The organism is Bradyrhizobium sp. 26S5 (genome assembly GCF_036923295.1).
Lineage (GTDB): Bacteria > Pseudomonadota > Alphaproteobacteria > Rhizobiales > Xanthobacteraceae > Bradyrhizobium > Bradyrhizobium septentrionale.
Genome location: NZ_CP145950.1, coordinates 33,887 through 47,919 on the forward strand (window position 1 = coordinate 33,887; position 14,033 = coordinate 47,919).

The 14,033-nt window shown below is 59.4% G+C and carries 13 protein-coding genes; 7 read left to right on the forward strand and 6 right to left on the reverse strand.

What is annotated here, in order from left to right:
• Positions 1–135 precede the first annotated feature (135 nt).
• The 5 genes from V5279_RS46560 to V5279_RS46580 form a co-directional block, all read right to left on the reverse strand.
• Positions 136–1,086, reverse strand: coding sequence for an SWIM zinc finger family protein (locus V5279_RS46560; protein WP_176535483.1), 951 nt, complete (start codon positions 1,084–1,086; stop codon positions 136–138).
• On the reverse strand, positions 1,083–3,791 hold the full coding sequence (locus tag V5279_RS46565; protein WP_176535485.1) for a DEAD/DEAH box helicase: 2,709 nt from the start codon (positions 3,789–3,791) through the stop codon (positions 1,083–1,085). Before V5279_RS46565 ends, V5279_RS46560 begins: the two co-directional genes overlap by 4 nt.
• Complete coding sequence (locus V5279_RS46570; protein WP_224944385.1) at positions 3,788–4,063, reverse strand: hypothetical protein; 276 nt, start codon at positions 4,061–4,063, stop codon at positions 3,788–3,790. Before V5279_RS46570 ends, V5279_RS46565 begins: the two co-directional genes overlap by 4 nt.
• Positions 4,064–4,265: 202 nt before the next feature.
• The gene (locus tag V5279_RS46575) at positions 4,266–6,467 is read right to left on the reverse strand and encodes an ATP-dependent RecD-like DNA helicase (RefSeq protein ID WP_166107273.1); all 2,202 of its coding nucleotides are present in this window, start codon (positions 6,465–6,467) and stop codon (positions 4,266–4,268) included.
• Between the two features lie 164 nt (positions 6,468–6,631).
• Complete coding sequence (locus V5279_RS46580; protein ID WP_166218004.1) at positions 6,632–6,796, reverse strand: hypothetical protein; 165 nt, start codon at positions 6,794–6,796, stop codon at positions 6,632–6,634.
• Positions 6,797–7,504: 708 nt separating this feature from the next.
• Between V5279_RS46580 and V5279_RS46585 the strand changes: the two genes are divergently transcribed.
• From V5279_RS46585 to tnpB (V5279_RS47185), 4 genes are all read left to right on the forward strand, one after another.
• Positions 7,505–7,669 carry a hypothetical protein gene (locus V5279_RS46585; protein WP_166218292.1) on the forward strand — a complete coding sequence of 55 codons (165 nt, stop codon included), beginning with the start codon at positions 7,505–7,507 and terminating at the stop codon, positions 7,667–7,669.
• A gap of 543 nt (positions 7,670–8,212) precedes the next feature.
• Positions 8,213–8,566, forward strand: coding sequence for a hypothetical protein (locus V5279_RS46590; protein WP_166309244.1), 354 nt, complete (start codon positions 8,213–8,215; stop codon positions 8,564–8,566).
• Between the two features lie 494 nt (positions 8,567–9,060).
• Positions 9,061–9,408: a transposase gene (locus tag V5279_RS46595; RefSeq protein ID WP_029085231.1), complete on the forward strand. Its 348-nt coding sequence runs from the start codon at positions 9,061–9,063 to the stop codon at positions 9,406–9,408.
• Positions 9,405–9,695: an IS66 family insertion sequence element accessory protein TnpB gene (gene tnpB / locus V5279_RS47185; protein ID WP_414646007.1), complete on the forward strand. Its 291-nt coding sequence runs from the start codon at positions 9,405–9,407 to the stop codon at positions 9,693–9,695. The genes V5279_RS46595 and tnpB (V5279_RS47185) overlap by 4 nt, the downstream gene beginning before the upstream one ends.
• 68 nt (positions 9,696–9,763) lie before the next feature.
• Here the strand turns inward: tnpB (V5279_RS47185) and V5279_RS46600 are convergent, their stop codons facing one another.
• Positions 9,764–10,054: a hypothetical protein gene (locus V5279_RS46600; protein WP_173637249.1), complete on the reverse strand. Its 291-nt coding sequence runs from the start codon at positions 10,052–10,054 to the stop codon at positions 9,764–9,766.
• Between V5279_RS46600 and V5279_RS46605 the strand changes: the two genes are divergently transcribed.
• The 3 genes from V5279_RS46605 (at position 10,038) to tnpC (ending at position 14,033) form a co-directional block, all read left to right on the forward strand.
• Positions 10,038–12,134, forward strand: a complete 2,097-nt coding sequence (locus V5279_RS46605) for a recombinase family protein (RefSeq protein ID WP_338702282.1) — start codon at positions 10,038–10,040, stop codon at positions 12,132–12,134. The genes V5279_RS46600 and V5279_RS46605 overlap by 17 nt on opposite strands.
• 37 nt (positions 12,135–12,171) lie before the next feature.
• Complete coding sequence (tnpB, locus tag V5279_RS47190; RefSeq protein WP_224581116.1) at positions 12,172–12,366, forward strand: IS66 family insertion sequence element accessory protein TnpB; 195 nt, start codon at positions 12,172–12,174, stop codon at positions 12,364–12,366.
• Positions 12,367–12,440: 74 nt separating this feature from the next.
• On the forward strand, positions 12,441–14,033 hold the full coding sequence (gene tnpC / locus V5279_RS46610) for an IS66 family transposase (protein ID WP_338702284.1): 1,593 nt from the start codon (positions 12,441–12,443) through the stop codon (positions 14,031–14,033).

Genomic DNA, 14,033 nt, shown 5'->3' on the forward strand with positions numbered 1-14,033 from the left:
GATTCACACCCACGGGTCGGACTGCGCGACGCGCAGCGAAGGATCGTTAATGCCGCTGCCGCGCACTCTGTGGCGCGGCCCCCTTCAGGCCGCAGCCATGCTGCTCCCTACCGCGGTAGCGGTTTAGTGCAACATTCATTCTGGCAACCTCGGCCCGACATAGTTCAACAACGATCGGGACATCCCCGATGTGCGCCGTTTCCTGGCACTTGCTCGGGCTGTCTTTTTCGTTCCCGAACTGACCCGAGTCGCACGATGTAAGGCGACATCTGTCTTCGCTGCTCGTTTGGTCTTTCTGGCAGATATCTTGCCTTTTTGCGCCTTGGACTGTTGGGGTCTCTTTGCGACTGTTAAGGCAGGATTTGGGGTATGAGGAGTTTCGGCCATCTCCAGCCCGAATAGAGCGGCGACATCGCCTTCATCAAGCACCTTCGCCGCGCCTGGCGCCGTTGTTAGCGGAGAATCCTGTCCAGCGCTGGCGAGCATTTCAGTTTCATCCACATCACGCAGCACAAAAAGAAGCTGAGGCTTTTCATCTAGCCGGGCGCCGACACCATACAGTGCTGCCGCAACGTGCTTGCACATGTCCGCCCAATCTGGACAGCTGCAGGACAGCTTGATTTCCGTCGGCGACGGAAACAGGCCGTCACCCTCTCGACAGACCCGGTCCATCACGCCTTTCGCCAAGCGGCCCTGCAGGAGCTCAACTAGCGAATCGACGGTCCCGGCGCAGTCCCGACAGATGGATTTCCAGCGTGCCCGCGTAACCGGTGCAATGACAATTTTGATTTGGTAGAGCTCAGACCCGGCGACCATTGCCGATATCTCGCCCTTGGCAATTTGCAGGTCGATAACGGAGCCGTTTCGGACATAGGTCCGGCCGCGCGGCAAGCGGTTCTCATAGTCGCTGTATCGTTCAAGGTTGACGCACCAAGATCTGCCCCAGAAGCTCTTGGTAATTGTGCGGCCCTCGATCCTCACGGGCGCAACGGATCGTCCCTGCTTCTTGAGCTTGGCCAACTTGCGTTCTGCCTGTCGCCGCTTCTCAGCTACCGGCACGTAAGCATGCCACCCGTAGTAGCTCATTCATCCCCTTCCTTCATCGCCGCACCCAAATCGAGAGTCACGAGTCTAAGCAACTCCTCATCTTTCATCTCAGTCAACAGGATGTCAGCTCCGCCGCTAAGAAAATCCCCAGCCAATTGTTTCTTCGACTCAATCATATGGTCGATCTTTTCCTCCACGGTGCCGCGACAAACGAACTTGTGCACAAGCACGTTCTTGGTCTGTCCAATCCGGAAGGCACGGTCGGTAGCTTGGTTTTCGACAGCCGGATTCCACCACCTGTCGAAATGAATGACATGCGAGGCCGCTGTGAGATTGAGCCCGGTGCCGCCTGCTTTGACCGAGAGCACGAAGAACGGGACGTCTTCGTCTTCCTGAAATTGGCGCACCAGGTCCTTGCGCTTCTTAACCTCTGTCTCACCATGCAGGACGAGGCCGGGCCTTCCGAATATGGAGCCCAGGAACGCCACTAGTGGCGCCGTTGACTCCTTGAACTGGGTGAAGATAAGTGCCTTCTCCTGCCGGGCGGCAACCACTTCCGCGATGTCGCGCAGACGCACAAGCTTACCGCTATCCTCCTCATTCCACGCACCGTCGCCGAGCCACTGTGATGGATGGTTGCAGATCTGCTTCAAACGCATGAGAAAAGCTAGGACGATACCTCTCCGCTTTATTCCATCGACCTCTTCGAGATGGCCGGCCAGTTCCGCCACTGCTTGCTGATAAAGCGCCGCCTGCTTGCGGCTCAAGGGGCAGAAGGTTTTCACCTCGGTCTTGTCGGGCAGGTCGGCAATGATGCTCTTGTCGGTCTTCAGCCGTCGCAGGATATAGGGGCGCACCAGTTGGCGGAGCGGACCGTAAGGGTTATGTGGCCGGTCGGCGAGGCGTTTGACGAATGCCGAAAACTCCTTCGACGATCCCAACAGGCCAGGATTGATAAAGTCGAAGATCGACCATAGGTCGCCGAGCCGATTCTCGATGGGCGTGCCGGTCAGCGCAATGCGCATTTCTGCCTTGAGCCTCTTGACCGATTTTGTCTGCTTAGCGCCCGGGTTCTTGATGGCCTGTGCTTCATCGAGCACCACAAACCGCCATGATGTAGTTTCTAGCCAAGGCGTACGCGTCAGAAAGCCGTAGCTCGTGATTACGAGATCGACATCTGCGCATCTGTCCGCACTGTAAGTGTTCAGTTTCTCGGACGGCGCAGCCGATGGATGGACCACGACTGTTTTCAAAGTTGGCGCAAATCGGGAAATCTCGGCGGCCCAATTGGCTAACAACGAGGCGGGGGCTACGAGCAGGCAAGGTTTCCGAATTGCCATGTCCTCATTCTTGATCACCAGCAGCAGCGACAACACCTGGATGGTTTTGCCGAGCCCCATATCGTCGGCAAGGCAAGCCCCAAGCTTGAGCTGCGTTAGCAGATAGAGCCATTGCACACCCGACTGCTGATAGGGTCGCAGCGTACCCTGAAAATGTTGACCGGGGTCGACCCGCATGAGCCAATCGGGATGGCGCAGGGTCGCCAGCGTCTCCGCCAGCCAGGGGCCGGCAACGGTCTGGCTCCAATCGATGTCGGCTGGTGCGGCAGTTTTATCTCCGGCAATGCCAGCCCCAGCCAGCAGACGCATCGCCTCACCGAACGAAAGACCATCGGCGGCGGCGCGGCGCTCGATGGCCTCAAATTGCTCGAGTGTGCGATGCAGTCGTTCATGATCGACCTCGACCCACTTGCCACGGATTAAGGTCAATCCATCGGAATGCGCCAGGAGTCGCTTGATCTCGGCCTTCGAGAGGCTTTCGCCCTCGAGCGTCACCTCCATTCGGAAGTCGAGCAGCGCGTCCATCCCCAGCTGTGATGGCGCATTGCCCCCGACCGTTGCTTTCACTTGCGGGCGTGCGGGGTGGTTCATGCGCCAACTCGCTGGCATTCGCACGACCACCCCGGCGCTTTCGAGCGCGGGAACATCCTTCAGGAATTGCAGAGCCTGTTGTGGGCTCCAGCGCAGCGGGTGAAAGATATCGCCGGCATCGACCATGGTCTTCAACCAAGGGCAACTTTCGGCGGCACGCTGGACGGGCATCAGCAGCGAGAGCAGGCGTTGGCGGTTCCTCGCACCGGAATACTCCTGCAAGGCCTTGCCGAGCGGCAGATGCTGGGCCTTGGCCTCAGCCGAAAGTCGGGTCGTGTAGGTCGCAAGAAACGCGAACGGGGCTTCTTCGTCCTTCCGGTTCTCCGCGAGGTTGAAATGAACGCGCCCAACCAAATTCCATGCCGGATGACGGCTCTTGAGGAACTCCTGCACGGAGAGCTTGGCCTGCACCAACTCGGCATCAAAGGCCGCATCCATACCTCGCCAAAGATTGGCCAGGACAGACGTCGTCAGGTATTCCGCGCCGGTCATCGGCGGAACGGCCGCTGCCATCGTGTCCAGCTCGCCATCGGCGGGGATTGGCACAGGCGGCTTGGTCCGGCCGTCTCCAACACTAGGAAGAGCGCACAGTGCAGTCATGTAGCGCATTCCAAGCTCTCGCCAATACGACAACACCGGCGGGAGAACCGTCGCGACTTCGTCGGCGCCGAGCCACAACAATCCGTGCCCTGAGCCCCGTAAAAATGCTTTCTCCAGCCGCAAGCCCTGATCGGGCTCCAACGCAGGAGCTTGCGCCGTTTGTCGCAGCGTCAGCAAACCATGCGGGGTGAGAACGGGTTCCAGCGTCATCATGACGGTGGGACCTTACGACCCCACCGGAAATGTTGGCGATTTTGGTGGTGAGCGGCGCGCCACATCGAGAAGTAATTTGCCATTCTGTCACGAAGTACCGAGGATGGCGCGGTCAGCAATTCCTTGACCAGAATGAACTGGAGAACGCACTCCGCGACTGCGGCCGGAATCTCAAGAAGAAAACCATCATCTTTCAAAACATCAACGTTCCTTTCGCTTTGCGAAAGCTCGATTTGCACCAAGTTTGCGCCAATCTCATCCGGCGTGAACATGCGCCTCACCTCGGAAAAGAACCGCGGCAGTTCCCGCGCGAAGTCGGGGATGTCTGGAGGCAGTACTGGTAAAACTCATCAACTTCTCACCGACAAGGTAGTCGAAGGCCGCCGTGAGCCCGAATCGCGCCTTGATCGTTTGAGCCGCTTCGCACTGTTCAATCCAAATCTTATGCGCTTTGCGCACATTCATCGTCGGCCCTCATCTTGTCGGCATCGACGCTATTCTTGACGCCAGCCACTCGTTCAATTTCGACCACCTTCGCCGCCCCGAAACGTTGCGAACCGCGATGGCAACGGCCTTCTTCTGACCGACCAGAACTACCAGTTGTTTGCCCCGGGTGACGCCGGTATAGAGCAGGTTTCGTTGCAGCATGGTGTAGTGCTGCGTCATCACCGGGATCACTACGGCAGGGTATTCTGAACCCTGGCTCTTATGGATAGTTGCTGCGTAGGCCGGCACCAGCGTGTCGAGCTCGCCAAACTCATAAATGACCGAGCGGCCGTCGAAGCTTGCGGTGAGTTCGCTGTCTTCGGAACTGACATCGTCGATATAACCGATGTCACCGTTATAGACCTCCTTGTCGTAATCGTTTTCGATCTGCATCACTTTGTCGCCGGACGCGAACGTCGAACCGAAGCGTTCGACCTTGCGCTCGCCGGCGGGGTTCAGAGCCGTCTGCAGTTCGATGTTTAGCGAGCGCGCACCGACGCCGCCCCGGTTCATTGGACACAGAACCTGAATGTCGCGAATTGGGTCGAGGCCGAAGCGATTGGGGATCCGTGTCTTCACCAACTCGATGATACGCTGTACGGCGGTTTCTGGATCGCCTGCTTGCACGAAGTAGAAATCGCTATCCGTGCCGGGCAGGCTGAGATCGGGGATAGCCCCCTGATTGATGCGATGTGCGCTGATGATGATGCGGCTTTGCGCGGCCTGCCGGAACACCTCGGTGAGACGCACCACCGGCACAGCACCGGATGAGATGACGTCGGCCAGCACTTGGCCTGGCCCAACCGAAGGAAGCTGGTCGATGTCGCCGACGATCAAAAGGGCAGACTTGTCTGGCACTGCCTTGATGAGTGACTGCATCAGCATGACGTCTACCATTGAGGCTTCGTCGACAACAAGCAGGTCGCAGTCGAGCGGATTGTCTTCGCCGCGCTTGAAGCCGCCGCCCTTGGGGTCAACCTCCAGCAACCGGTGGATCGTCCTAGCCTCAAAACCGGTCGCCTCGGTCATGCGCTTGGCGGCGCGGCCGGTCGGCGCGCATAGCAGGAGCCTCACGCCCTTTGCTGCGAGAATGCGGAGAATACCTTTGACGATGGTGGTCTTGCCGACACCAGGACCGCCGGTCATGACCAACGCTTTGGACATCAATGCGAGCCGGATCGCAGCGACCTGGCTTTCGGCAAGGGTAAGCCCGATCCGTTGCTCGACCCAAGGCAGTGCCTTGTCTGGATTGATCCAGGGCCAGGGCAGTGTGCCATTCGCAAGCCGGATCAGCCGCTCGGCAATCGAGCGCTCCGCCCGATGCAGGCCCACCAGAAATACGCAGGACGTTTCGCCTACGCTGTCTGCGATGACCGTGCCTGCTGTCCGTTCGAGATCAAGCGCAATGCGCACCAGTTCCACCGGGACCTCAAGCAGCTTCTCGGCAAGCGGCACCAGTTCATCCGTCGGCAAACCGCAGTGCCCTTCGTCCATCGCCTCGGTCAGCCCATAGGAGATCCCGGCCCGAACCCGGATCATTGCGGTCTTTTCGATGCCGAGTTTCATCGCGATCGCGTCGGCAGTCTTGAAGCCGATGCCGCGAATGTCGCGCGCGAGGCGGTAGGGGTTCTCGGTCATGACCTGTACGGCGTCCGCGCCATAGGTCTTATAGATGCGCACCGCCCGCGCTGTGCCGACGCCATTGCTGTGCAGGAAGACCATGATTTCGCGAACGATCTTCTGTTCAGCCCAGGCGGCCGTGATCCGGTTGGCCCGAACCGGGCCGATGCCCGTTACCTCGCGCAGCCGTTCGGGCTCCGCCTCGATGGTATCGAACACCTTCTCACCGAAGGCGCGCACCAGCTTCTTGGCATAGACTGGCCCGATGCCGCGGATCATCCCGGAGCCGAGGTATTTCTCGATGCCGTCGAGCGATGTCGGTTCCGAGGTCTTTAAGAACTTCGCCCTGTACTGTTGGCCATGGGTGCGGTCATTGACCCATTCGCCCGATGCGGTAATCCACTCGCCAGCGGAGATCACCGCGGCGTGCCCGACTACAGTGACCAGTTCGCGGTGACCGCGCGCCTTGATCCGCAAAACGCAGTAGCCATTCCCGTCGTTGTGGTATGTGACGCGCTCAACAAGGCCAGCAAGAACTTCCCGGCTTGATGGTTCCGGCTGCGGTTTCATGCGGATCGTCGCATCATCTGCTCCGTCGCCGAGAGCACCATTTGTGGACAGCTCTCTTCCCCGAACCCAATTTGCTCAGTTGGATCGTCGTTGGCAAGCCACCACGGTGGTCACCCCCTTCGGAGCCCACCGAGTTGGCATGCATAGCGCGACTGCATGGCCGATCAATGGGCGTCCGGCGATATGTGTCGGTAGCCGCCGTGCGGTGTAAGAATCGAACTGTAAAGGAGACCAGCCAGTCGTGATTTCGCTTTGCGGTTACCGCCGGCCGCGGCAATCTTGGTCTCGACCAGCAGCCGATCAATCTTGGCTGCGCTGACGCCGAGCACCAGTGCTCAATCGGCCTGGTCCGAGCTTGAGCCGGCCATGCCGCTCCAGCGAAGGCAGCAACGTCGGAATCATTACCCTGAGCCGCTTGCCGCAGATCCGATCCGAGGCCTCCCATAGCGCCACCAGTGTGAATCTGCGTGGGCTCCGGACGCCGATCGGCGTCGCAAGTGCTTGACTGACTTCGCGCGTGCGGGGTCAATGTTCAGCGTCGATTCACAATCGCCCCCCGGGCAATTACGGGTGCCGCAACGCGCGCCTTGCAGTTGCGCTGCGGAAGACGCAAAAGGAGGGCAATCTTAGCATCGGCTTTTTTAATTGGGTTACAAAAGCAAAAGATCACCAAAGACCAGCTTCATGAATTGATCCTAGAACGGTTTGGACTGATCAACTTCTTTCAGGTCAGCGAGGACAGGCAGCTCGGGTTCCGCACAACTGTGGTAGCGGCGCCGGCGGATCTCTATGAGTTACATTCTCGGCTCGAACGTATTTGCAGTGAGTTGCGGCCAAGATTTGAGTTAGAGTGAGTCACGACCTCAGGCGGGATCTTCGAGGGGCTTTCGGCTGATTGGCGTTGGTCGAAGTATCTATATCTGGGCTCCGGTGTGTGTGCGTAAGTTCACAGAAGCATCGCAGACCGGGTGCTACATATTCTTCGCGAATATTATTGCGGTCGTTCATAGTGGGTGACGGAGTTTACGGAGAATTACATGGCACCGATACAGGCTAGGTTCCTCGTACGAAGAGGTAGCGTCGACTGGATGGTTTATGATCGGGATCGCAAGGGGGCGGCCCAACTGAAGGATTACAGCTTGGCTGAGAAGCTGACGAAGGAACAAGCTGAGCAGATTAAGCAGCGGCTGGAGACGGCTTGACCGACGTTTGCAAGGACTGGTGCTCGCACAACGTCCAGATGGACGCGGCGAGATGGCCGGACGAGATGCCGCTATCCGATCTCCAGCCGCGGTTCACTTGCTCAGTCTGAGGCAAGCGCGCAGCTCAATCATTCGTTCGGTCGATGAGCCGCCAAGGATGGGTACGCGCGGCTGACGGGGGCTACCCTGCCCAAGTTTGGCCGAAATGGCCCCCATGCTGGTACGAGCCATCTAAGGGGCTATCCGTTGTGTGGTTGAGCCTTGGCGGTGTCGTCCGGCAACGTCGTCGCCAAGGCTCTCACGCGCGCATTCGGTCAATGGGTGCGAAGTGGTGGCGGCCGGAGTGTGCAGGCTAGCTGAAGCATCATTCCAACGGCCGCGCTAAACTCGCGAGCGTTTGTGATCTTACAAATGTCACAGCCGCTGGTTAGAAACGTATCTACTGATTAGCACGGGCTCTTTCAATTGGCCATATTGCGATGGCGGCGAGCGAAGAGCGCGCTCGCCGAATCCGCGGCGGCGCATCGCAAAGGAAGAGTGCAGATGTTCAAGAGACAGGTGTCGGGCCGCAAGCTTAAGTGCGCAACCAAGCGACGTCGAGCGAAGCCGAAGCGGACAGCGCGTCGTCAACTTGACGGAGCGTTCAACTTTGCAACGCGCGTATTTTCAGATTTCGACCCGACCACGGGGGTCGAGGGTGAAATACGGGACCGCATGGTCAGGACGGCTGAAGGACGCTTCTATTTGATAGAAGGTCCAGACATCAAGCCGAGTGCTCGTGAAGTCGTAACGCCTTATAGGCTCGAAGATGTCTTTGCGTGGTTGCAGGATTGTCCGGAGCAAATCGAGCGGACAGTGATCGTCGGCAACGCCAACTGCAATCTTTTTGAGCGCTGAGTTCTGCTTTGGGCGACTAAGGCGCGGGGCGTCAGACGACGCCCTGCGTATAACCGAACTCCCGTGGGTTTCGTCAGCTTTCCGAAAGCTTGCCCGAACAATAAGCTGTTGCAGTGAGGATCAATTACGACAACGCCCCCTCCGACGGGCAGAGTCCGGCCAGTAGCGCGATGCGCTGACCGGCGCTGCTACGACTGCTTACGGCCGCTTTAGCTGCTGAAGGACCCGCCTCTTTCGCTGCTGACGAGAAAGCGAGTGAGCCAGTCAGGCGCCCCCCGAGCGCGCCCCCAAGGGAAAACCCACCGGGAAAATGTCTCGTCAATGCATTGTCGGAGACTCCTCGGCAGCAATTCAAGTCACATGGTCGTCTTCGTCGTAAGCGGCAAAGAAACCCCGTCTGGCGGAGTGGTAAGCGATCGGCTATCGGCTGCTGAGTTTGTGAGCCGATGTGAGCTTCTATGTCTGCGCCTAGTTCTGGAACTAGAACCTTCCATATGATCGAAGCGGTCGCCGACCGTCTTGAGGGAGCGCCGCGGCAGCTTCGCCGACGCTGGTCGGACGAGTTCAAGGCGCAAATTGTGACAGAGGCGCTGGAGCCTGGCGCGAGCGTCTCGGCGATCGCCCGCCGGATCGGCATTCACCCGTCGCAGCTGTTCGCTTGGCGCCGTGATGCTCGGGCCGAGCGGCATTATCGGTCGCGGCACTCGAGTTGCGAGGGCGTGGTGGCGTCTGTGGCAGGCACAGTGATTGAGATTGCCATTGGCGAGGTCGTCGTGCGTGCCGGCGTGGACGTCGACGAGGCGCACTTGCAGCGAGTGATCCGGGCGGTGCGTTCGGCATGATTCCCTCGGGCGTGAAGGTGTTCCTCGCCAGCCATCCAGTCGACTTCCGCAAGGGTATCGATGGCCTGGTTGCGCTTGTGCGCGATGCGGGCTCAGATCCGTTCGACGGTGCGCTTTATGTCTTCCGGGCCAAAAGAGCCCAACACTCGACATTCTGCATACAGTCTTCGAAGCGCGAAGATTGCGTATCCGTGGCATCCGCTTTTTGGGCGGACGCTTCAGGTGGCACCGTTCCGACGCGGCAAGGAGCTGAAATGCATCTACACAGAGGAGCGGCGTGGGTTTAGCCGCGAAGTTCCCAATTGGATGCTCGACGAAAGCTACTGCGCCGGCATGGCGCTAGGACCGCCGCAGGTCAGTATTGAGGGGCTGAACGAATTTGCTGCTGTTCTGAAGCTTCTGGGCGCGACTCAGGCGTCGGGCGCACAATCCCGTCCTTCTTTGAAGAGGGAGAAAGGACGTGCGGAGAAAAAGCCAATATCGCGAGCCGATGCAACTGGGTCTGGATCTGCGTCTTCGGATTCCCCAGAACCCGCTGGGCGCCAATCCCAAAGGTCTGATCGAGGCGCTCGCCGATCTGTTGCTGGAAGCGGCTGGCGTCGAACCCGCTCAGATGTCGGGAGGTGACCATGAGTGTCAAGATCACACGTGATCACCTCGACCGCGCCGCCGTCGTCTATGTTCGCCAATCGACAATGTCCCAAGTTATGGGGAATCTCGAAAGCCAGCGGCGGCAATATGACTTGGCGCAGGCCGCGGAAACCGCCGGATTTAAGTCGGTGGCGGTAATTGACGATGATCTTGGCCGCTCAGGCTCTGGCAGCACTCAACGGCCCGGATTTGAGCGGCTTGTGGCGATGGTTTGTTCGGGTAACGTCGGTGCCGTTTATTGCATTGAGGCGTCGCGGCTGGCGCGCAATGGACGCGACTGGCATCACTTGATCGACCTATGCGCCCTCGCGGGCGCGTTGGTCATTGATCCCGACGGCGCCTATGATCCGCGGCTTGTCAACGACCGCCTGCTTCTCGGACTGAAGGGAACGATGTCGGAGTATGAGCTGAGCCTGCTTCGCCAACGTGGAATCGCCGCTCGGGACTCTAAGGCCAAGCGCGGCGAGTACCGCTTCATGCTTCCACCTGGATTTTGTTGGAGTGAACTCGGCAAGATCGAAATGGATCCCGACGAACATGTGGCGGGATTGGTTCGACTCGTCTTCACGAAGTTCCGCGAGCTCGGTAGCGCCCGGCAGGTCTTTCTTTGGCTGCGTGCTGCCGACATCAAAATGCCTGTGGTTCTAAAAAACGTTCAAATCTACAAGCTCAGCTGGAAGGCGCCGGCCTATCACACGGTGATGCAGATCCTGCACAATCCGCTCTATGCTGGCGCCTATGCGTTTGGCCGAATCGCCCAGAAGACACGGATCGTGGACGGTCGCGCCCGCAAGGTCAGCGGGTTCAAAAAGCCGCGGGAGGAATGGAATGTTCTCCTGCGCGACAATCATCCCGGCTATGTCAGCTGGCAGGAGTATGAGGACAATCAGAGGCTGCTGCTGGAAAACGCCCACATGAAGAAGAACTGCTCGCGAAAATCGGCGCGCGGGGGACGCGCACTTCTGACCGGATTGATGCGGTGCGGCCATTGCGGGCGGATGATGCGTGTGTTCTACGGCCAGGCCAAGGGGAATGCCCATCGTTATCAATGCCGCGGCGATGACGCCCATGTCGGCGCTGGCCTATGTATCGGCATCGGCATCGGCGGGGTGCGGGTCGATCGTGCGGTCGCGCTGCAAATCCTTGAGGCCGTCTCCGATCGGGCTGTTGAAGCAGCGATATTGGCGTCCGACCAGGTTGAGCGCTCAAGACAAGAGATCATCACGGCCGTCGAACGGGAGCTTGAGGTCGCACGCTACGAAGCGTCTCTTGCCGCACGCCGGTACGAGCTTGTGGATCCGGCCAAGCGCCACGTTGCCCGCGAACTCGAGGCGCGCTGGAATGGCGCATTGGAGCGGGTTGCCGAGCTTGAAGGTCGTATAAAGGAGCTGCGCACCGCATCGGCGGAAAGTCCCAAGATCGACCGCGCCCTGCTTCTGCAACTTGCGCATGATCTTCCGCGGGTTTGGAATGCACCGTCCACGGACACGCGCACCAAGCAGCGGCTGGTTCACATTGTGGTCCGAGAGATTGTTTGCGATCTCGATAGGAACACCAATGAGGCGGTTCTGCTCATCCACTGGACCGGCGGCCGGCACACGGAGGTTCGCGTTGCTCGCGTTAAGACGGGCCGATATCCGGGCGACATGGCACCGACTGCCGTTGACGCACTTCGTAAACTCGCTGGTCATTGGCCTGATCGAGAGCTCGCCGTGTCGCTCAATCGGATGCGCTGCAAGACCGGCGACGGCGAGACCTGGACGACTGTTCGCGTGCGGGAAATGCGCGAACGCCTGGGCTTGCCGGAATACGACCCCGCATCGTCCGACGGCAAAATGATCAGCCTTGCGAAGGCTGCGGCACACTTTGGAATTTGTGTCGGATCAGCAAAGAGCTTGGTGCTGAAGGACATCTTGCCGGCCACACAAGCAATCAAGGGCTCGCAATGGTTGGTTCCTGTCGACGCGCTGAGCTCGGAAACAGTACGTATAGCGGTGCAGCGCGTGATCGAGCGTCGGCCGAGAAACTACATTGATTATCAATATGATAGAATGATCCGCCTACCCGGTATCTGACAAAGGGACGTACAATGAAACGAGCTGTGCCGACAGAATAAAGATCGTATGGTGGGATGGCTCCGGCGTGTGCCTCTATTTAAAACGTCTCGAAAAGGCGAAGTTCTGCTGGCCGCGGATCGGGCATCATCGGGTGCAGATGAATCCTGCGCAGTTGATGGCACTGGTGGATGGAATGGACTGGAAGCGGGTCCGGACCGTGGCGGTCAAGCCGCCGGAGATTGTTGGGTAAAAGCGCTGCGGCGAAGTGAATCAGTGAGCTGAAAAGGCAAGAGAACCGGGGCAAAATGTGCTCTGGTCGGGCCAATGACGCCGCCCGATCTCAACCTCCCGAATGACGTAGAGACGCTGAGAGCCATGGTGCTTGCCCTGGCCGAGAGGGCGGCCCGCGCCGATGCTCTGGAGAGCGAAGTCGCCGATCTCAGGGTGCGCAACGCCGATGCCGATGCGCGTATCGAGCGGCTGACGCAGATCCTGAAGGCCTTCGACCGCGCCCGGTTCGGCCGACGATCGGAAAAGCTCGGCTCTGCGAACGGCGACGATGAACAGCAGGCCTTTGTCTTCGAGGAAATTGAGACCGGCATCGCTGCAATCAAGGCCCAGGTCAGCAAGGGCCATGAGCAAGCGGATGGCAAGCGTGCACCGCGTCGGCGCAAGGGCTTTGCGCCCCATCTGGAACGGATCGAAACCGTCATTGAGCCGGAAGACCTTGCTGAGCATGCCGGCAAGCAGAAGGTGGTGATCGGCGAGGACGTGTCGGAGCGTCTGGATGTGGTGCCAGCGAAGTTCCGTGTGATCGTCACGCGCCGTCCCAAGTATGCCTTCAAGAACGCGGACGGCGTAATCCAGGCGCCGGCTCCGGCCCATATCATTGAAGGAGGCATTCCGACGGAAGCGCTTCTGGCCCAGATCGCGGTCGCCAAATACGCCGATGGCATGCCGCTCTACCGGCAGGAGGCGATCTACGCGCGCGATCATGTCGAGCTCGACCGCCAGCTGATGGCGCAATGGATGGGCAAGCTCGGCTTCGAGCTCGAGATCATGGCCGACTACATCTTCAGCGAGGTCAAGAAGGCCGAACGGGTCTTTGCCGACGAAACCACCCTGCCGACGCTCGCTCCCGGCTCCGGATCGACGAAAACGGCCTACTTATGGGCCTATGCCAGAGATGACCGCACCTTTGGCCGCAGCGGTCCCCCGATGGTGGCTTATCGCTTCGAAGACAGCCGCTCCGGCGAATGCGCGGTCCGCCATCTCAATGGTTATCGGGGCATCCTGCAAGTGGATGGCTATGCCGCCTATAACAAGTTGGCGCGCGCCGATCGCGGCAATGATGGCATCACATTGGCTGGCTGCTGGTCACACAGCAGACGCAAGTTCTACGAGCTGCATGTTGCAGGAAGCTCGAAAGTGGCAACGACGACGGTCGAGCGGATGGCAAAGCTCTGGCAGGTCGAGAAGACCGTGCGCGGTCAAAGTCCCCACGCACGCGTTGCCGCGCGTCAGCAAGCCTCCGCGGCGGTCGTCGCAGATCTCTTTGATCTCTGGCAGCAGACCTTGCGGCGGATCTCCGGCAAATCAAAACTGGCCGAGGCAATCCGCTATGCCGTCTCGCGCCGTGCCATCTTCGAGCGCTTCCTGACCGACGGCCGCATTGAGCTCGACTCCAACATCGTCGAACGCGCCATCAGGCCACAAACAATTACGAGAAAGAATAGCCTCTTCGCTGGCAGCGACGGCGGCGGACGAACCTGGGCGACCATCGCGACACTGCTGCAGACAGCGAAGATGAACAACGTCGATCCGTTCGCCTGGCTCACCCTCACGCTTCAGCGCATCGCCAACGGCTGGCCGAGCAGCCAGATCGAGGCGCTTATGCCATGGAACCACGCCGCGTGA

What these genes read in the sequence shown, in the direction of transcription:
- V5279_RS46560 (WP_176535483.1), bottom strand. Translation starts at nt 1,086, where the DNA reads ATGAGCTACTACGGGTGGCATGCTTACGTGCCGGTAGCTGAGAAGCGG.
- V5279_RS46565 (WP_176535485.1), bottom strand. Translation starts at nt 3,791, where the DNA reads ATGATGACGCTGGAACCCGTTCTCACCCCGCATGGTTTGCTGACGCTG.
- V5279_RS46570 (WP_224944385.1), bottom strand. Translation starts at nt 4,063, where the DNA reads ATGTTCACGCCGGATGAGATTGGCGCAAACTTGGTGCAAATCGAGCTT.
- V5279_RS46575 (WP_166107273.1), bottom strand. Translation starts at nt 6,467, where the DNA reads ATGAAACCGCAGCCGGAACCATCAAGCCGGGAAGTTCTTGCTGGCCTT.
- V5279_RS46585 (WP_166218292.1), top strand. Translation starts at nt 7,505, where the DNA reads ATGGCACCGATACAGGCTAGGTTCCTCGTACGAAGAGGTAGCGTCGAC.
- V5279_RS46590 (WP_166309244.1), top strand. Translation starts at nt 8,213, where the DNA reads ATGTTCAAGAGACAGGTGTCGGGCCGCAAGCTTAAGTGCGCAACCAAG.
- V5279_RS46595 (WP_029085231.1), top strand. Translation starts at nt 9,061, where the DNA reads ATGATCGAAGCGGTCGCCGACCGTCTTGAGGGAGCGCCGCGGCAGCTT.
- tnpB (WP_414646007.1), top strand. Translation starts at nt 9,405, where the DNA reads ATGATTCCCTCGGGCGTGAAGGTGTTCCTCGCCAGCCATCCAGTCGAC.
- V5279_RS46605 (WP_338702282.1), top strand. Translation starts at nt 10,038, where the DNA reads ATGAGTGTCAAGATCACACGTGATCACCTCGACCGCGCCGCCGTCGTC.
- tnpC (WP_338702284.1), top strand. Translation starts at nt 12,441, where the DNA reads ATGACGCCGCCCGATCTCAACCTCCCGAATGACGTAGAGACGCTGAGA.